The sequence below is a fragment of the Clostridium brassicae genome, from assembly GCF_026738875.1.
GTDB classification, from domain to species: domain Bacteria; phylum Bacillota; class Clostridia; order Clostridiales; family Clostridiaceae; genus Clostridium_H; species Clostridium_H brassicae.
This window is the reverse complement of record NZ_JAPQFJ010000010.1, coordinates 135,920-155,779: the sequence shown is the minus strand read 5'-3', so window position 1 is coordinate 155,779 and position 19,860 is coordinate 135,920. Positions and strand designations below refer to the sequence as shown.

Here is a 19,860-nt window from a genome sequence, read left to right as displayed (position 1 = left end):
TTACTCACCCGTCCGCCGCTAATCCATTCCCCGAAGGGAATTTCATCGCTCGACTTGCATGTGTTAGGCACGCCGCCAGCGTTCGTCCTGAGCCAGGATCAAACTCTCAATTTAAAAGTTTAATCTTAAGCAGGCATCCAAAATCTACGATTTTGTAATGTTCGCTTACTCAGCTTTGCTGAGTTTCCTTGCTCTTTAGAATTGACTGACTTTATATCAACTTCTGTTTAATTTTCAAAGACCATTTTCATCTTTCGACGACATTAGTAATTTTATATTACTTTCTTTCTTTTGTCAACACTTTTTACCTCGCTTTTCAAACTCATTTTTTGTTTTTAAAGCTAGTGTTTTGTGACGACGAATGTTATTGTAACAAATACTTTAATCTATTTTTTCATAGCAATCGACATTTAAATAAATTATCCACCTTTTTCTTTCATTTTCTCTTAATTTATTCTATTTTTTTATATAGACACACAAGGTATAGTTTATTTACAAATTCAATAAGCTATTTTAAGTTTCCTGTAGAAATGCTTAATTTACTTGCTCCTTAAAATAGCTTAATAAAAATATTTTTATAAATTATATTGAGAACATAAATCTTTTGTTGCATTTTGATCATATTTTCCTAAATAAGCTTCCATAGTTTCATGAGGTTCTATATAAAATCCTTCCCTCTCATGTATTAATTCCATTTTATCTAATCTATCTATAGTATCTCCACCAAATAAAACATCCCACTCTTCTTTATTAAAAAATCTAGAGAACTTTTCATATTCCCCTTCTTCTAATAATGCGCCAAATTTTTCATCATAAAATACAACTATCTCATTATCTGCAACTACCATTTTCTCAACTTTTGTATATAAAGGTTTCATAAGAATATCTGACACTATAAACAAAGCTAAGCTTCCTTTTTCCTCTACAAGTTTGCCACATTGAACCCTTCCTAACCTAATAGAATTTTTGGTCCACTTACCATCTCTTATTATATCTTCAATTTTTTTATTCCAATTCATAAAATCAGCTCCTTCAATATAAATTTCAATCTTATCTATACTACACTTTTATTATTTCCATCTATCTATAAATAATGTAAAAAATAATATTAAACACCTTTTAAACCACATTAGTTATTCTTAGAACTTATTCACTTTTAAAAAGCTATGTTTAAAAAGAGTTCTAATTTTTAAATAAAATTTCAATTATATATAAATTTTATTATGTATTATAGTTAATCATATATATTACATAACATAAGAAGTTTGACTATACAAAATAAAAAAGAGTCTAGTAAAAATTTTTTACTAGACTCTTTTGCGAATTTATTCTCTAAAAATAAATAAAAGTACATCATTTTAATTTTAGAAACCCTTATATATAATTAGAACTTCACTACATTTGTAAACACTAATATTAAAAGCAATACTCCTACAAATATTCTATACATAGCAAATACTCTCATAGGTCTCTTCTTTAAAAATGAAATAAATTTATCAACAACAACCAACGCAACAATAAAGGAAACTATAAACCCAACAGCTAAAGCTATAATTTGAATAGCATTTACAGCTACTAAATGCTTAGACAAAGATATAATTGTAACACCTACCATTACTGGTATAGCCACAAAGAAAGAAAATTCAGCTGCCGCAACTGTAGAAAGCCCGCTAATCCAACCACCTATTATAGTAGATGCTGATCTTGACATTCCAGGCCACAAAGCTAAACATTGAAAACATCCTATAACAAAAGCTTGCCTTATTGTTATATCGTCTATTGATTTTGTTTTAAAATTTCTTCTGTATTTTTTTTCAGCAAAAATCATCCATAACGCTCCAACTATCAAAGCTGCAATTACAGGCATTGGATAAAATAGTTTTTCTTCTATTTTATCATTAAATAATATTCCCAGTACTCCCGCTGGTATACAAGCTACGCCTATCTTAAACCAAAACATAAATCCTGATTTAGGCTTAGTTGGCCAAAAATCTTTAAAGGTATCTGTGATTTTACCCCAATACAAAAAAATTATAGCTAATATAGCTCCTAATTGAATAACCATATTGAACATGTCTATGTATGTCTTAGAATATAAAGTTCTTGGAAGAATTCCCTCTTTAAACCCTATAAGATTTCCAACAATAATCATATGCCCTGTAGAAGATACTGGTAAAAATTCAGTAATTCCTTCTACTACACCTATAATAATAGCTTTAAGTATAAATATAAAATTTACCACAATCCACCCTCTCTTTCTGTTTTTTATTAGCCATGTTTTAACATTGTTAAAACATGGCATTATTTTTGCTGTATAAAATTTTCATTAAATAATTATATTTTATAAGTTTAGTAATGTTAAAATTATACTCTTACTTATATATACATAGAAATTATACTCTTTATTAATATCGATTGTCTACTTTTATTTAATAAGGATTAACATGTACCATGCAATGTTTTACTTTAGAATTACTTTCCTCTATTTTAAAGTGAACTTTTTCTGCTATATCATGCGCATCTAATAGTGATAACTCCTTGCTTACTGATATCTCAACATCAACATACAATCTACTTGCATGTACTCTTGTTTTTAAATCATCTATTTTAAGAACTCCACTTATACCTTCAATATCTTTTATTATTTTATTAATCGTATCTTTATCTGCAGCACAATCCATTAATTGATTTACTGCTCCAATATATATCTCTACTGCAACCTTAAGTATTATTATACATATAACTATTGAAGCTATTGGATCTAAAATTGGATAGCCTATTCTTGCACCAACCACTCCTATTAAAGTCCCAATAGATGAAAATGCATCTGACCTATGATGCCAAGCATCTGCAAGAAGAGCAGAACTATCTATTTTTTTAGCTCCTTTAATTGTATATCTATACATCCATTCTTTTGTAATAATTGACAAGAGAGCAGCAAAAATAGTTATTTTACCTGGAATATTATATTGTCCTAATCTAATTATTTGTATGGACTTATATCCAATCATTATACCTGTAGTCCCCAAAATAACAGCAAGCATTTTAGCAAAAACAGGCTCATATTTTTCATGTCCATAAGGATGATCAACATCTCCAGGTTTCTGTGACATTTTCAACCCTATCATAACACAAAACGTACTCATAACATCTGATAAAGAATGTACTCCATCTGATATCATAGCACTACTCTTTCCAAAAATTCCTGCAACCACTTTCACTATAGATAATATTACATTTACAACTATAGTTATCTTAGATATTCTATTCCCTATTCGAAGTCTTTCCTTTGGCTCCAATTTCATTCCCCATTTCCAATTGATAATATATACTATACATTATATGCACTATATATGTAATATGCAACTATTTTTCTTTGTAATTTTTATTATCAATTGATAATGGTAATTACTAATAAAAGGTAATTAATTTCCTCTTAATTACCCTTTATTAGTAACATGTTATTTAGTATATTACGTAGTTCCTCTAACTATTAATTTAGGTTTAAAATACATCTGCTTTCTAGATGGATTCCCATTTATTATCTCAATAAGTACTTGACAAGCTTTTTCACCCATTTCATAAATAGGTTGGGCTATAGTAGTTAATTCAGGTTCAACAAAATTTGAAATTTTTATATTATCAAATCCTATAATACTTATGTCATTAGGTATATTATAACCCTTTCTTACAAGAAACTTCATTCCGCCTAATGCCATTATATCATTACTGTAGAAGATAGCTTCAATATTTTTATCGTAATTAATTATCTCTTCTGTAATCTTCATGCCACCTTCAATAGTAAAATCACCTTCAAAAATTAAATTTTCATCATATAAATTGTGTTCCATCATTACATCTTTATATCCCTTAATTCTTTGAAATGATATTTTTAAACTTTTATTTCCACTTACAAAAGCGATCTTTTTCTTTCCATTCTGTAATAAATATTCTACTCCTTCCCTTACTCCCTCTTCATTTAAACAGTAAACACCACAATAATTCTCTTTATTGCTTATATCTCTATCTACAAGAACAAAAGGAATATTATTTTTATTTAATATATCTAAGCTATGTATATCTCCTTCTCCAGTTATAAATATCACACCATCTACTAATTTACTTATAAGAAGTTTTATGTATTTTTCTTCTTTTTTACTATTACTGTCTGTATTACAAAATATAACATTATACTCTAACTTATTAGCAGTATCTTCAATTGCTCTAGCTATTTCTGAAAAGAAAGGATTAATTATATCTGGTACAATTATTCCTATAGTTTGAGACTTATTTGTACTTAAGCTTCTAGCAACTCCATTAGGTATATAATTTAATTCCTTAGCAATTTTTAATATTCTTTCCTTTGTATTATCACTTATGCTAATAGCTTTATTGTTTAAAACCATGGAAACAGTAGCCTTAGATACACCAGCTATATTTGCTATATCCTTCATTGTAACTTTGTTCATATTTTTATGTAGCTCCTTCATACTTATTAATATAACACAATATATTATAACAGATAAATAGGACTCTTGGCTTCAAATGAGACTTTAAACTCCCCAATAATTAGAAATTATTATCCAGCATCAGTATCAATTGGATAAAGTATTAAAATATATAAATGTACAATTAGAAAACGTCGAAATTATCGACGTTTTCTAATTAAAAGATTTGGTTTATCTTATTTTTTTTCGATAAGTTTAAGTTCTACTGGAATTGTTTTTTCTACAGTTTCGCCTTTTATTACCTTATCAGCATTTTCTACTGCAGCAATTCCCATTAAATCAGGTTGTTGAGCTACTGTTGCAGTCATTTCTCCTTTTGAAATAGCATCTTTAGCGTCTTGATTACCATCAAAGCCTACTATAATAACTTTTTTATTTGCAGTTTTTAATGCTTTTACTGCACCAAGAGCCATTTCATCATTATGTGCAAATACTGCATCAAATTGAGGTTGTGCTTGAATTACATTTTCCATTACATTTAGTCCTTTTGTTCTATCAAAATCAGCAGCTTGGCTTGATATCACTTTAATATTATTTTTTACATCTATAACTTTATGGAATCCTTCTCCTCTTTCTCTTGTCGCTGACGCTCCTGGTATTCCTTGAAGCTCAACTAATTTTATCTCTTTTTTATCTTTTAATTTTTCTACAATGTAGTTAGCCGCCATTTCTCCACCTTTTACATTATCAGAAGCTATATGACTTATAATCTCTCCACCATTAGATTGTCTATCTACAGTTATAACAGGTATTTTTGCATCATTAGCAGCTTGAACTGAATTTGCCACTGCATCACTATCTGTTGGATTAATTATCAAGACTTTAACTCCTTTTTGAATTAAATCTTCTACATTAGATCTCTCTTTAGAAGAATCATTTTGAGAATCTAATACTATTAGTTCATATCCCATTTCTCTAGCTTTCTTTTCCGCTCCTTCTTTCATTGAAACAAAGAAAGGATTATTAAGAGTAGACAATACCATACCTACTTTATTACCTTTTTGTTCTCCTTCAGCAGGCTTTTCTGCTGTTTTCTTTGCGCACCCTACAGTTCCTCCAATAAAGAAAATCATTAAAATTACAGATAAAATTGAAGTAAGTCTTTTTTTCATTTGCATATCCTCCTTTTTTACTTTAGTTTTTTAATTATTTATTTTTTTTGTCAATCATAACAGCTAATAAAATTACTAATCCTTTAACAATTAATTGATAATAAGGTGATACATTCATAAGATTGAGCCCATTATTTAATACTCCAATAATAAGTGCTCCTATTATCGTACCTGCTACACTACCTTCCCCGCCTGATAAACTTGTTCCGCCAAGTACAACTGCAGCAATCGCATCAAGTTCATACCCTACCCCAGCAGTAGCTGATGCAGAACCAATTCTACTTGTAACTATTATTCCACTTATAGCCGCTGTTATACCGGAAATAATGTAAACTGCTGTCTTTGTTCTATTTGTATTAATTCCTGAAAGTCTTGCTGAATCTTCATTTCCACCTAAAGCATATAAATATCTTCCATATCTTGTTTCACTTAATACATAATAAGCAATAAGAAATACAACTATAGTAATAACTACCGGTATCGGTATCTGCAATAAAGTTTTATTTCCTATTACTCCAAAATCCTTGCCAAGTCCTGAAATAGGAGTACCATTGGTATATACTTGTGTAACTCCTCTAAATATAGTCATGGTAGCTAAAGTAACAATAAAAGCTTGTATTTTCCCTTTTGAAACAAAAAAACCATTGATAAACCCAACTACAGCCCCAATAATTAAAGATACAACAATAGCCATGAAAACATTTCCTGTTCCTTTAGTAATAGCTGCAGCTACAGCTCCACATATAGCCAATGTTGAACCTACTGATAAATCTATTCCTCCAGTTAGTATTACAAAAGTCATTCCAACTGCAATAACTGTATTTACTGAAACCTGAGTAAGAACATTTTTAATATTAGATACAGTTAAAAATCTCGGTGAAATAATTGCTACTACAATACACAAAACTATTAGACCTAAAAGTGATTTATATTTTAATAAATTCTTTTTTAAATCGTTTTTCATACACTTTCTCCTTTGTTCTTTATTGATTTTCATGAGTAGCTACAACAGCATACTTCATTATTTTTTCTTGATTTGCTTCTTCATGACTTAGCTCACCTGTAATTTTTCCTTCATGCATAACTAATATCCTATCGCTTACACCAAGAACTTCTGGCATATCTGAAGATATCATTATAATAGCCTTTCCCATTTCTTTTAATTCGTTTAAGACCTCATAAATTTCTTTTTTAGCTCCCACATCTATTCCCTTAGTAGGTTCATCTATAATCAAAACCTTTGGAGATAACATAATCCATTTTGCAAGTATTGCTTTTTGCTGATTTCCTCCACTTAAGTTTTTAATTATTTGATCAGAGCTAGGTGTCTTTACAGATAGCTTTTTAATATATTCTTCTACATCCTTTTTCTCTCTTACCTTATCAATTCTTTTTATAGAATTTTCATATTTAACTAAGTTTGAAATAGTCATATTATCTCCAACAGTCATTCCAAGGACTAATCCCTCTTTTTTTCTATCCTCAGATAAATAACATACTCCATTTTTTATAGCATATTTAGGTGAATTTATAACTACTTTTTCATTTTCAATAAATATTTCACCTGATTCTTTCTTATATTCTCCAAATATAGTTTTAGCAAGTTCAGTTCTTCCTGAGCCCATAAGCCCTGCTATTCCCAATATCTCTCCTTCTTTAACTTCAAAATTTATATCCTTAACTTTATTCTTATAATTTAAATTTTCAACTTTCATAAGCATTTTTCCAGGTTTAACTTTTTTATATGGAAATTGCTCTTCTAATTTTCTTCCTACCATCATACTAATTAATTCATCATAGCTTACATCTTTAGTTAAAGATTCCCCTACATATTTTCCATCTCTTAAAACTGTAACTTTATCACATATAGTAAATATCTCTTCCATTCTATGAGATATATAAATAACTGCTATGCCTTTTTCTTTAAGTTTATTAACAACTTCAAACAGTTTTTTTGTTTCAACTTCAGTAAGAGCTGTTGTAGGTTCATCCATTATTATGATTCTAGAATTCTTGGTTAAAGCCTTAGCAATTTCTATCATCTGCTGATCACCTACATTTATATCTTTAACCAAAGCATCTGGATTCACCTTACATCCTATCTGTTCTAAAAACATAGTACTTCTTTCTCTTAATAGTTTTTTATTTATCTTTCTAGTATATTTGCTATACCTTTCGTTCCCTAAAAATATATTTTCTTCTACTGTTAAATTAGGTAAAACACTTAATTCCTGATGAATTATAGCAACTCCCAATTTTTCTGCTTCCTTTATATTAGAAGGTTCTACTTCTTCCCCCTCTATAAGAATTTTTCCTGAGTCTTTTTTATATACTCCACTTAATATCTTCATAAGAGTAGATTTTCCGGCACCGTTTTCTCCTAACAAAGCTAAAACTTCTCCACCATAAGCATTAAGATTAACCCCATCTAAAGCTTTAACTCCCGGGAAATATTTCTTAATATCAATCATTTGGAGCATAGGTTTCTTTTGATTTTCCATCGTAATCCTCCTTAAAAAACAACGCCTGATTTTAAAATTACATTTGCATAAGAAGTTTGTTCTCCTGTTCTAATTACTCCCTTACAATTTTTAAGTTCTTCTTTAAGTTCCTCATGAGAAATAAACGTTATCTTTACATCCCCTACTTCATTTTTAATAATTTCAAAAACATGTGGACTTACTTCTTTAGTTTCTTTCGCAACTATAACTTCTTCAACTTGTTGTTCTAGCAACACAGCTTTTAATGTATCTTCAAAAGTTGGAATCCCTTTTACAAGAGCTAAATCTATCCTTTTCGTGCAATCTGGTATTGGTAATCCACAGTCTCCTATAGCTATAGTATCGTTATGCCCCATCTTCGCTATCATTTCCGATATAGTACTATTTAGTAATGGTGTTTTTTTCATTTTTATTCCTCCACATATATTTCTTTTATTTCTCTTAAATAAGGAATAGAAGGCTGAGCTCCTTCTCTTTGAACTGCAATTGAAGATACCTTATTGCCAAATTTTACAGATAATCTTATATTATCAAAATTTAAATTTTCTACACTCAAATTGCTGGCAAAAGCCCCTATAAAACTGTCTCCCGCTGCAGTTGTATCTAAAGCTTCAACTTTAAAAGCAGAAACCATTTCTGAATCTTCTTTAGTAATTACAGCTGCACCTTTAGAACCCAACGTTATAATTACACATTTTACTCCTTCTTTAAAGAGAACCCTTGAAGCTTTTTCTGCATCCTCTAAATCTTTAACTTCTACTCCTGTAATTTCAAAAGCTTCAGTTTCATTTGGAATAATAATGTCAGTATACTTAAGTAGTTCTTTATCTATCTTTTTTGCAGGAGCAGGATTTAAAATTGTAGTTTTATTACTTTCTTTTGCAATTTTAAAAGCTTGTATAGTTGCTTCTACAGGTGTTTCGAATTGAGCTATAACTATATCACTTTTTTCTATAGCTTCTCTAGCTTTATTTATTTCTGATTTTTCTATATACATATTGGCCCCAGATGCTACAATAATAGAATTATTAGCCTCTTTATCTACAGTTATCATTGCCATTCCTGTTAAAAATTTTTCTTCTCTAAATACAAAATCTACATTTATATTATCTTTTAGAAGTTCTTTGACTAAAACTTGCCCATTTCCATCCATACCAACTTTAGAAATCATGTATACGTTTGCACCAAGTCGAGAACATGCCACTGCTTGATTAGCGCCTTTACCACCAGGTATATTTTTAATGTCCGTAGAAAATATTGTTTCTCCAACTTTAGGCATTCTATTTACTTTTAAAACCACATCCATATTTATGCTACCTAACACACATATATTGTTCACAAGGTATTTCCTCCTTTTTGCTTACTTAATCGGTTTACTTAATCGGTTAACTAAATAATAAAATATTTTTTTATATCTGTCAATAAAAAATATTTTATTTTAAAAGATATATATTGAATATTTGGATAATTATATACTATGCTAAAATTATTTCACTTTATATACTTTATCCAAACAAAGTATATATATTTATATTTTGTTTGGATAAAGTATATATTCATATTTTCACATTAAATTTTATATAGTGTATCAATAATTCATCTATATTTTTACTAAGTTCCACCACTTCACAATCCATAATATTTTTATTAACTATTAAATCATTAAACTTATGTTTTAGATTTTTTATTTCTCTTTCAACAATATTCTCAGTTTTTCCACCAATATATTTATATAATTTCAATTATTTTTCCTCCTCTTATGTAGTGCTTCTACATTTCTTCAACTTTAAAATATGTATTTTTTTTAAATTCAATATTTTTATACCATATTTTACATATTTTTTCAACACTTTTCTTGAAATTTATTCCATATAAAAACTGCTATGATTATTATACAACCATAACAGTTCCTTTATATAATTAACTTTTCTAACATAACTAAGTACACTATATTATTCTAGCTTTATTACTTAAAGTTTAGCTCATTAATTTTATTGGGCTTAAATTAATATTATAAATCTCGTTTTAAAGCAATAGATATACCCTACATACTATATACTACTTCTCCATTTATAATAGTGTACATTGTTTTAGTAAATATCTCTAATGGATTTCCATCAAAAATTACTATATCTGCATCTTTTCCTATCTCTATACTTCCCACTCTGTCTTCTATTCCACAAATTTCTGCTGCATTAATTGTTATAGCTTTTAGTGCTTCATTTATTTCTAAACCTTCTTTAGCAGCAAAGGCAGCGCATATAGGTAAATACTCAATAGGAACAACTGGATGGTCTGTAGTGATAGCGACTTTCACACCTTTTTTATTTAAAACACCAGCTGTTTTAAACGTTTTATTTTTAACTTCTATTTTGGATCTAGAAGTAAGCGTTGGACCAACAATTGCACTTTTTCCAGAATCCTTTATATAATCACTAATTAAATGTCCCTCAGTACAATGATCTAAAGTCATATTAACATCAAATTCTTTAGCGATCCTAATAGCTGTTAATATATCGTCTGCCCTATGGCAATGGGCTTTTAGAGGTATTTTTTTATCTATTACATCTATTAGAGCTTCCATTTTTAAATTTTCTTCAAAGTCTCTTTCTTCTTTAATAGCTTTTTCTTTTTTTAATTTATATTGCTTTGCTTTAAAAAGAGTTTCTCTTAATAAACTGGCAGTAGCCATTCTAGTAGAAGGCATTCTCTTTTTCTCTCTATATACCCTTTTAGGATTTTCTCCCAAAGCTACCTTTATAGCAGCTTTTTCTAATAAAATCATGTTTTCTATACAATTACCTTTTGTTTTCATAGCTACAAATTGTCCACCTATAACATTAGCACTCCCTGGTCCTGTCATGACAGTTGTGACTCCTGCTTTTATTGCATCCTTAAAAGCTGAATCCATAGGATTTATAGCATCAATAGCTCTTAACTCCGGTGTAATTGGATCAGTAGATTCGTTCACATCTAAACCTTCAAATCCCATATCCTGTTCATTTATCCCAATATGACAATGAGCTTCAATAAATCCAGGTAAAACCCATCCTCCTTTTGCATCTATTCTCTTAACATCTTTTTTGACACGTATTTTTTCACCTACATCTATAATCTTTCCTTCATGTATAAGTACGCTACCATTAACATAATTTTTACCTGTCATTGTATATATCTTTCCATTTTCAATTAAAATCAATTTATTCACATCCCTTCAAAATTATTTTATTACACTCCTTTGTTATTCTACCATATTTAATTAAAATTTTATTTGAATAAGTGTTTACACTTATTCAAATATAGTGTACATTCATAATATGGAATAGTATGAAAAATTTAGTTAATTAGAGGTGATGTTATGAATTTTCATTCCCTTGACTCAAGAAAATCAAATTTAGCTGCAACTGTTATAGCGTGTTTAAATATCATTAAGACAAAAGGATTTTTAGCTCTAAAAGATATGCCTTTTTATCAATATGATGAAACTTTAGTTGAAATAAGTTTTCTAAAAAAAGGCATAGGCCTAATAATTGAAGGTTATTCCGCTGAACATATTAAATTTATTATGGAACTTGAAAAAATTCCATACATAAAAGATTCTCATATAGATATAAACGATTTTAAATTGATAACTATTTGTGAAAAACTCATACCTTGTATACAAAATATGAATTTATTAGCTATAGACAATATATTTAGTTATATTTTTCCTCCAGAAAAATATTTTGAACTTCAAAGATATATAAAAAAAATCGACATAAAATACAATTTAACCAAAAAAGATATTTTATGTAATATATATTGCCTTTTAAACTCAAAATATTTACTTCCTAAAGTCACCGAAGGACAACTAGATAATCTAAAAATCCATTATGGTGCCAATGAATACGATTTTATAGACAATTATGAATTTGATGGATACATATTTGATTATGTAGCAAGAACAGATAATGAAAAAATTTTAATCGATATAATTAATCCAGGTCACACCATCGATATAGATAAATTAAGAAATAAAATAAATTATATAAAGGAAGAAATATTTATTAATGATGATAATATATCTCTTATAATAGGTGTAACTTATAAACCAAACAACAATTTCAAAAATTTTTTCTCAAATCTTGATCACATACCTTCATCTTTAGTCAATGATGGAATTTTATCAAAAACAGTTAGTAATATAGAAAAGTTTCTCTCAATTTTAGAATATTGTAGAACCTCAAAAAAAGAAGAAGTAACATCTCAGTTAATTATGATAATAAATAATGAAGGCATATATTTTATAGAGAAAGATATCTCCTTTATAGACATTTAATAAGTAAACTGCATTTTTCGACATATGGCAATATAAAAGTTATTTTTTTTAGTTTTTTCTTAATTTTTTCGGTTTTTTTATTGAATTTTGTATTTATATGTTATATAATAAAGGTAACAAAAGATAAATTATAAAAATACTAGAGAAAAATCCAAATAATGTAAATAACGCACTAAAAAATAATTAATAAACTCAAGAATATAACTAGTACATTTAGTAGCAAAAGATAAAAAACAAAAGACAAACAGGGGTAGAACTATAAAAGTTTTACCCCTGTTACTTTATATATAATTTTAAAATGAATGTAAAAAATACATTCATTTTAAGGTTATATGGATAAAAAAATCACTTTATGCTCTATTCTTTTCTGATTTATATATCATAAACAATATAATTATCACTATTAGCATAGGCAAAGAAAAAACTAATTTTATTAATCCACACAATAACGATATAACTGTAATTATAAATCCTATAACTAAAGCTACTCCAGCTATTGGTAACATTATAACACCTAACACAGCAAATAAAGCTACTAAAAGTGCTATAACGAAAATAATCCCAATCAATATGCCCAAATTGTATCTCCCCTTTTTGATTTTATACTAATACTATTATATTTATAAAACATTAGTTTTTGCAACTTATTTTACTACAATGTTTTTAGAATTTTTATTATTATTATAAAAAATATTCTTATCTCAAAAAGTAATAATTTTATTTATATATAATCTATTAATTTTCCTAACCTTATATCTTTCAATTTCATCTCAGGTTTTCCCATACTTCTCTCTTCAATAAAACCCCCGTGAAAATCTGAGCCTGCTGTTATTATAAGTCCATTTTTTACACACCATTTATAACACATTTCTGATTTCTCTATGTCATGATTAGGGTGAAAACATTCTACGCCTTCTATCCCTAACTTTAAAAATTCATCTAATTTCTCTTTTACAGGAGTATCGTCTTTTCCATAATAAGGATGAGCTAAAACTGGTACCCCTCCTGATTTTTTTATTATTTTTATGACCTCTGAAGTATGAGGAAACTCTGGAAATTCAAATCCACCTTTTTCATTGAAAAGTCTAGTAAAATAATCTTTTACATCTTTACATAAATTCTCGTCAATGAGAAAATTCAACGTCTTCCATCCACCTCTTGAATTATCATATTCGTATTTTTCATATTTAAAATAATCTATCTCATATCCCTTATCTATTAAATACCTTATAGAATCATCATCCTTTTTTTCAAGTATATATCTATTGTGCTCTAGTAGTTCTAATAGTTGCTTATTAAAATTATCTGTTCCATAAGCTAACACATGAAAAAGTTCTCCTTCTAAAGTACTTGAAACCTCAATTCCAGGCAAAAACTTAATACCATTTTCCTTTGCTATTTTTTTAGTAATCTCTATATTTTTAACTTCATCATGATCAGTTAATGAGATTAATCCTAGTTGCTTTTTCATAGATTCATAAACTATATCATTAGGACTATAGGTACCATCTGATGCGTTTGAGTGAATATGCAAATCAACTTTAATATTTTCATCTAATGTCATAACTCTCCCTCATTTTTTTCGTCTTTTATTTTTATGTTTATACTTTTTAGAGCTACTTGTTTTATATCCTTTATAAATCATATTACTTGCAGCACTAGAAGACTGCTTTAATACTTTACCCATAAAATTTCCAACTTTCTTGGAAATTATTCTAGAGTTATAAGCAAGTTCTTCATTTTCTGCCGCTTCTGCTATTAAACCCACTATTTCTCCTAAGATTTTCACCTTATATTCAACTATTGTACCAACAATTTGTCCTGAAGTATTTATTATTTTACTCCTTACTTTCATTTATTAATTCACCAACCATAATAAGCTTCTTATTATATAATAAAAAATGGCACTAGAAAATGCCACTTTTTATTGTAAATTTATTTATTTATTTCTTCATAATCTACATCTATCGCATTAGATTGATATAAATCTTTATTATCACTTTGATAAATTTCACTTACTTCAAAATCATCATTCTTCTTATTACTTGAAAATTTATTTGATTTATTAGATATATACTTTATACCTTTATAACCGAGCCAACCAACTATAGCGAAAGGTAGTAGTATAAATATACCTTTTAAAATCAAAAAGAAAATTAGAATACCAATAACTATTGATGTTATTGACTTTATGGAACCTTTAATACCTACATTATTTCTATATTCCATTACTACACCTCTCTTTTATCTTTTAATTTAGGCATATTATATCATAACTTTTATAAATATAGTATTAATTAACCCTTAAAAAACCATTAATAATTTGTTAATTTTCAAAATTATTATAACCTTCTATATATCTCATTTTTAAACTCATGAGCATTCTCTATAAAATTATCTAATTGATTCAAAAGCCTGTCTTTTTCCTCATTTAAAGTTGCTGCTAACGGCGCATAATTAGATGCATGATTGCTTCTAAAAACACATCCATCTACATTTAGATTTTTTATAAATTCTCTTGTTTCAATCATAACTTCTTTAGGTGATAATAGGATGACTTCACCATTTCCAACTTTATCGTACATTTCAGTACCTGGCTCAACTATTAAAGTTAAAACCCCTAAATAGTCTGGGTTTATTGCACTAATTACTCTAGCTGATTCTACTGCATGGATTTTCCACTTTTCTTTTCCACCAATCCCTGATATTAGTGTTACTGACAACTTTATTCCTGTTTTCTTAACTTTTTGTCCTGCCTCAATAATTTCTGAAGATGTAGCTCCTTTTTTTATATCGTTTAGGATTTCATCGCTTCCTGACTCAATTCCAAGATATATTATGTCTAATCCTAAATTTTTAAGCTTAATTAAATCTTCCTCACTCTTTCTTAATATATCTTTAGGAGTTGCATATATTCCTATTCTTTCACATTCAGGAAATAATTCTTTTACCTTTACTATAATTCTTTCTAAATCCTCTGTTTTTAAAACTAGGGCATCTCCATCAGCTAAAAATACTCGTTTTACTACACTATAATAATTTCTAGCCATTTCTAAATCAATAAAAACATCTTCTAGCTTTCTTACTCTAAATTTTTTATCTTTAAACATATTACAAAATGTACATTTATTATGAGAGCACCCTAAGGTAACTTGAATTATCAAGCTATAAGCTTCACTTGGGGGTCTATATACTGCGCCTTCATATCTCATTAATTTGTCCTCCTATAAGTATATTTTGTACTTGTACATTTCGGGTATTTTTTACTATCCCATGAATGATCAAGCTGCATTTTTTCATCAGTTAAATTAAAATAGTTATATGTTACTATGTCTTTTCCTGAAGAAACAATTGGGTCATCCCATGTTACATCTAAATGGTAATACTCCCCTTCAATTTTAACCATATTCCATGCATGAGGGACGGATGTAGAATCATCAAGACCATAGCCTACAACATATAAACACTCAACTCCAGCCATATTTAGTAATCTATACATAGCTCGAGCATATCCTGAGCATACCCCTACTCCTTTTATAAGAATTCCATAATCTGTATAAGACTCTATAGGAATATTATTCGTAAATATTCTTTTATCATAACTTGAATTGTTTGCTATATAATCATGTATAGCTAATTCTTTTTCATAATCGCTCATATTAGGCTTAATAATCTTCCCAATTATATCTTTTGCTTTTTTCTCAGATAGTTCCTTCATATTCTTCATTTCTTCTTTTGAAAACTCATATTTAATGTTTATTGACATTTTAGCAGAACCATTACTATAAGAAGTTATTGAGGCTTCAGCTCCATTATAGCCATAATCAATATTAGGATTTTCTTCTATAATCTTATTTATTGTATCTAATTTATAATCTTTAGAATTATAATTAACAATCTGTACATCTAATTTATTCTCAAAATTATGCAAAGCATACTTTATTGCTGAATAGAACTTTTCATAGCTATCTATTTTATATTGTGGGGCTGATGTAGTGAAATCCATTTTTGTAGGTTGTCCAATATTTTTGCCATCTATAGACTTAACCCCATCCTCAACCATTATAGAATAAGTTTTTCCATAATCATATCCGTTAACAGCTGTAATTTTAATACATTTGTTATCTTCATCATAATTAAACTTAAGCTCAATATTTGCATTATCTGCTTTATCTATAATTTTTATATTATTAATAGTTTGTGCGTCAATTTTTTTATTAAAATTTATTGTCCAAACCTTATTAATGTCAACATTATTTTTAGGCTGTAAAACTTTATATGTAAGCTCCGTTGCAAAGGAAATTCTAAATGTAAAAAGTAAAATTGCAAATAATGAAAATATAAACGTCCTTATTCCTTTATTTTTTCCTCTCATAAAATCCCCCACTCCCCCTTAACCACATTAGTATGCTGGTAATCTGCAAATCTATAACCTATTGATTAATAAGTAACTCCGCTAAAATTTTATAATTTAGTTTTTCTGCAATATATTTTAATTTATTAATTATTTCTGTATTATTCATTTTTAATTGGAATGTTAAAAAATGTCCTATATGTATAATAGAATAGAAATCTATAACTATTCGTTCATGTTTGTTAATACCCCATTGTTTACATATTTCTTCTACATAATACATACATTTATTATCTAGATGCAGTAATGTTCCTATCTGAATCAAAGCTACATTATATAAAGGATCTCCATAACATATCCAATCAAAATCTATAAGACCTTCTATCTTGCCTTTATTGATAATTACATTTCTTAAAGATGCTTCATCTAAAAAGCATAATGGCTTGATTTTATTAAAATATTCTCTTAATAAAGTAAATGATCTAACTATATTTTGAAAATAACTTACCCCTAAAACATCTTCAAAAATACTTTTTAGTTGAGTAATCTCATTTTCTATAAATTCAGCCCAATTATTGAATATTCCTTTTTCACCTATGTTACACTTTCCAAACCCTTCACCTTGTGGTAAATTCATAGTAATCCTTTGATACTCAACTATTTCTTTTGCTACATCCTTCATTTCACTAATGGACATTTTTTCTATTTCATATCTTAAATCTCTTCCTTGAATTTTTTCTAAAATCACATAAGCAAAATCATAATTATTTTTACTTAAATCAATATGCAAAATATTAGGTACAGGTAGTTCTATTTCTTTTAGTTTCTTTAAATTATGCTCTAGTTTTTTAAAAACCTCTGGAGAATTGTTTGTTCTAACTATAATTTCATCTTTGCCTACCTTTACACTATATACTTTATTTGTAAAACCCAGATTCATTTTTTCTATTTTTAATGGATTTTGATTAACATTATCAATAACTAAATTTCTTATTTTCGATTCCATTTTACTTTTTCCACCTTAAATTGCTTATTAAGTTTAGTTTTTCATCTTTAATTATAATTTGTTTTAACAATATTCTCAATATATAAATATTTTAAGCTTTAAGTATTTTTAAAATGATAAAACTTTATAATTCACCTCATATATACATGTAAATCCTCTTTGAATGTGTACTAACTATTATACATAAAATATATAGGCTTAACAAATGCTAGATAAAGCTTTACTATTCAAAAAGAATGAATCAAAAGATATAATACAATAAGTTTAAAATAATTAAATTTTAAATTATTCTAAACTTATTGTATTTTCTGTTTTTTTGTTATAACATAGTACTTATATTTTAACCCAAGTAGAATTTGTAATCGAAGGAGGATTATACTATGAAATCAATAATAACTGTATTAGGTAAAGACAAAACAGGGATTATAGCTTCTATAAGCTCTGTTCTTGCAGAATCAAATGTAAATATTCTAGACATAAGCCAAACAATTCTTCAAGAATATTTTACAATGATAATGTTAGTTGATTTATCTAAATCTACAAAAAACTTTAATGAATTAAAAGATATCCTTGCTAGCAAAGGAAAGGATATGGGGCTATCTGTAAAAATTCAACATGAAGATATCTTTAATTCTATGCATAATATATAAAATAGAAGGGATGTGAAGTACGTGATAAACCAAAGCCAAATAATTGAAACTATAAAAATGATTGAGAAAGAGAAATTGGACATACGTACTATTACCATGGGTATTTCCTTAAGAGATTGCTGTTCTTTTGATGGTAAAAAATCTAGAGATAAAATATACGACAAAATAACTAGATATGCAGAAAATCTAGTTAAAGTTGGATATGAAATTGAAACTGAATATGGAATACCTATTATTAATAAAAGAGTATCTGTAACTCCTATTGCTTTAATAGCAGAATCCTGCGGAGATGATAATTATGTAGAGTTTGCAAAAACCCTAGACCGAGCTGCAAAAACTTTAGGTATAGATTTTATAGGAGGTTTTTCTGCTTTAGTACATAAAGGATATTCTATTGGTGATAGAAAATTAATCCAGTCTATTCCAGAAGCATTAAGTGTAACAGATAAAGTTTGCTCTTCTGTAAATATAGGCACAAGTAAAAATGGCATAAATATGGATGCAGTAAAAGAAATGGGGCATATAATAAAAAAGACGGCTGAATTAACTAAAGACTCTAGTAGCATAGGCTGTGCTAAACTTGTTGTCTTTGCTAATGCCGTAGAGGATAATCCTTTTATGGCAGGAGCTTTTCATGGAATTGGGGAAGCAGAGTCTATAATTAACGTAGGTGTCAGCGGACCAGGAACTGTAAAATCAGCTCTTGAAACAGTTAAAGGTGAAAGTTTTGATGTAGTTGCAGAAACTATAAAGAAAACTGCTTTTAAGATAACAAGAATGGGGCAACTTGTTGCTGAAGAAGCTTCTAGAAGATTAAATGTTCCTTTTGGAATAATAGATCTATCTTTAGCACCTACTCCTGCTGTTGGTGATAGCGTTGCACACGTTTTAGAGGAAATGGGAATTGAAAGTTGCGGAGCTCCAGGTACAACAGCTGCTCTCGCTTTATTAAACGATGCTGTTAAAAAAGGTGGTATAATGGCTGCTTCTAGTGTGGGAGGATTAAGTGGTGCATTTATCCCTGTTAGTGAAGATGCGGGAATGATAGATGCAGTACTTAATAATTCATTAAATATTGAAAAACTTGAAGCTATGACTTGTGTTTGTTCTGTAGGTTTAGATATGATAGCAATACCTGGGGATACTCCTGCAGAAACACTTTCTGCTATAATAGCAGATGAAGCAGCTATAGGAGTAATTAACAATAAAACTACTGCTGTCAGAATAATACCTGTTTACGGCAAAACTTTAGGAGATAAAGTTGAATTTGGCGGACTACTTGGTAGTGCTCCTATAATGAGAGTAAGTAACTTTAGTAGTGCTAATTTTGTAAATAGAGGTGGACACATACCTGCACCAATACACAGCTTTAAAAATTAATAAAAGAAAAATGTTGCGTCGCAACATTTTT

Annotated in this window: 21 protein-coding genes and 1 rRNA gene; 3 read left to right on the top strand and 19 right to left on the bottom strand. The window is 28.2% G+C overall.

Translation table 11 applies throughout. From position 1 onward, the window contains the following. From OW729_RS11160 to OW729_RS11105, 12 genes are all read right to left on the bottom strand, one after another. A 16S ribosomal RNA gene (locus tag OW729_RS11160) occupies nt 1–114 on the bottom strand; the annotation flags it as partial. Nucleotides 115–575: 461 nt separating this feature from the next. Then, nucleotides 576–1,019 (bottom strand): hypothetical protein, encoded by a 444-nt coding sequence (locus OW729_RS11155; protein WP_268061587.1) that lies wholly within the window; start codon nt 1,017–1,019, stop codon nt 576–578. A gap of 365 nt (nt 1,020–1,384) precedes the next feature. Beyond that, the gene (locus tag OW729_RS11150) at nt 1,385–2,242 is read right to left on the bottom strand and encodes an undecaprenyl-diphosphate phosphatase (protein WP_407647665.1); all 858 of its coding nucleotides are present in this window, start codon (nt 2,240–2,242) and stop codon (nt 1,385–1,387) included. A gap of 187 nt (nt 2,243–2,429) precedes the next feature. Further along, the gene (locus tag OW729_RS11145) at nt 2,430–3,299 is read right to left on the bottom strand and encodes a cation diffusion facilitator family transporter (RefSeq protein ID WP_268061586.1); all 870 of its coding nucleotides are present in this window, start codon (nt 3,297–3,299) and stop codon (nt 2,430–2,432) included. Between the two features lie 174 nt (nt 3,300–3,473). After that, the gene (locus OW729_RS11140) at nt 3,474–4,469 is read right to left on the bottom strand and encodes a LacI family DNA-binding transcriptional regulator (RefSeq protein ID WP_268061585.1); all 996 of its coding nucleotides are present in this window, start codon (nt 4,467–4,469) and stop codon (nt 3,474–3,476) included. A gap of 215 nt (nt 4,470–4,684) precedes the next feature. Then, the gene (rbsB, locus tag OW729_RS11135; protein WP_407647664.1) at nt 4,685–5,626 is read right to left on the bottom strand and encodes a ribose ABC transporter substrate-binding protein RbsB; all 942 of its coding nucleotides are present in this window, start codon (nt 5,624–5,626) and stop codon (nt 4,685–4,687) included. Nucleotides 5,627–5,654: 28 nt separating this feature from the next. Further along, a complete protein-coding gene (locus tag OW729_RS11130; protein WP_268061583.1) occupies nt 5,655–6,584 on the bottom strand; it encodes an ABC transporter permease subunit in 930 nt (309 codons plus the stop codon). Nucleotides 6,585–6,603: 19 nt separating this feature from the next. Then, a complete protein-coding gene (locus tag OW729_RS11125) occupies nt 6,604–8,121 on the bottom strand; it encodes a sugar ABC transporter ATP-binding protein (RefSeq protein ID WP_268061582.1) in 1,518 nt (505 codons plus the stop codon). Nucleotides 8,122–8,132: 11 nt separating this feature from the next. Further along, on the bottom strand, nt 8,133–8,528 hold the full coding sequence (gene rbsD, locus OW729_RS11120; protein ID WP_268061581.1) for a D-ribose pyranase: 396 nt from the start codon (nt 8,526–8,528) through the stop codon (nt 8,133–8,135). A 2-nt stretch (nt 8,529–8,530) separates the two neighbouring features. After that, nucleotides 8,531–9,460 carry a ribokinase gene (gene rbsK / locus OW729_RS11115; protein WP_268061580.1) on the bottom strand — a complete coding sequence of 310 codons (930 nt, stop codon included), beginning with the start codon at nt 9,458–9,460 and terminating at the stop codon, nt 8,531–8,533. Nucleotides 9,461–9,677: 217 nt separating this feature from the next. Further along, nucleotides 9,678–9,863, bottom strand: coding sequence for an aspartyl-phosphate phosphatase Spo0E family protein (locus OW729_RS11110; protein ID WP_268061579.1), 186 nt, complete (start codon nt 9,861–9,863; stop codon nt 9,678–9,680). A 302-nt stretch (nt 9,864–10,165) separates the two neighbouring features. Continuing rightward, nucleotides 10,166–11,320, bottom strand: a complete 1,155-nt coding sequence (locus OW729_RS11105) for an amidohydrolase (RefSeq protein ID WP_268061578.1) — start codon at nt 11,318–11,320, stop codon at nt 10,166–10,168. Between the two features lie 159 nt (nt 11,321–11,479). Between OW729_RS11105 and OW729_RS11100 the strand changes: the two genes are divergently transcribed. Further along, on the top strand, nt 11,480–12,439 hold the full coding sequence (locus OW729_RS11100) for a MotA/TolQ/ExbB proton channel family protein (protein ID WP_268061577.1): 960 nt from the start codon (nt 11,480–11,482) through the stop codon (nt 12,437–12,439). A 350-nt stretch (nt 12,440–12,789) separates the two neighbouring features. Here OW729_RS11100 and OW729_RS11095 read toward each other — a convergent pair whose 3' ends face one another. From OW729_RS11095 to OW729_RS11065, 7 genes are all read right to left on the bottom strand, one after another. Further along, nucleotides 12,790–13,017 (bottom strand): hypothetical protein, encoded by a 228-nt coding sequence (locus tag OW729_RS11095; RefSeq protein WP_268061576.1) that lies wholly within the window; start codon nt 13,015–13,017, stop codon nt 12,790–12,792. Nucleotides 13,018–13,160: 143 nt separating this feature from the next. Then, on the bottom strand, nt 13,161–14,003 hold the full coding sequence (locus OW729_RS11090; RefSeq protein ID WP_268061575.1) for a PHP domain-containing protein: 843 nt from the start codon (nt 14,001–14,003) through the stop codon (nt 13,161–13,163). A gap of 9 nt (nt 14,004–14,012) precedes the next feature. Further along, complete coding sequence (locus OW729_RS11085; RefSeq protein WP_268061574.1) at nt 14,013–14,294, bottom strand: hypothetical protein; 282 nt, start codon at nt 14,292–14,294, stop codon at nt 14,013–14,015. A gap of 80 nt (nt 14,295–14,374) precedes the next feature. Next, complete coding sequence (locus tag OW729_RS11080; protein ID WP_268061573.1) at nt 14,375–14,668, bottom strand: hypothetical protein; 294 nt, start codon at nt 14,666–14,668, stop codon at nt 14,375–14,377. A gap of 113 nt (nt 14,669–14,781) precedes the next feature. Continuing rightward, on the bottom strand, nt 14,782–15,651 hold the full coding sequence (locus OW729_RS11075) for a radical SAM protein (RefSeq protein WP_268061572.1): 870 nt from the start codon (nt 15,649–15,651) through the stop codon (nt 14,782–14,784). Then, nucleotides 15,651–16,814, bottom strand: a complete 1,164-nt coding sequence (locus OW729_RS11070; protein WP_268061571.1) for a transglutaminase domain-containing protein — start codon at nt 16,812–16,814, stop codon at nt 15,651–15,653. Before OW729_RS11070 ends, OW729_RS11075 begins: the two co-directional genes overlap by 1 nt. Before the next feature lie 58 nt (nt 16,815–16,872). After that, entirely contained in the window at nt 16,873–17,799 is a 927-nt protein-coding gene (locus OW729_RS11065) for an aminoglycoside phosphotransferase family protein (RefSeq protein ID WP_268061570.1), read from the bottom strand. A gap of 380 nt (nt 17,800–18,179) precedes the next feature. Between OW729_RS11065 and OW729_RS11060 the strand changes: the two genes are divergently transcribed. Both OW729_RS11060 and OW729_RS11055 read left to right on the top strand, forming a co-directional pair. Then, nucleotides 18,180–18,449 (top strand): ACT domain-containing protein, encoded by a 270-nt coding sequence (locus OW729_RS11060; protein ID WP_268061569.1) that lies wholly within the window; start codon nt 18,180–18,182, stop codon nt 18,447–18,449. Between the two features lie 21 nt (nt 18,450–18,470). Continuing rightward, complete coding sequence (locus OW729_RS11055; RefSeq protein WP_407647663.1) at nt 18,471–19,829, top strand: PFL family protein; 1,359 nt, start codon at nt 18,471–18,473, stop codon at nt 19,827–19,829. The last annotated feature ends 31 nt before the right edge of the window (nt 19,830–19,860 follow it).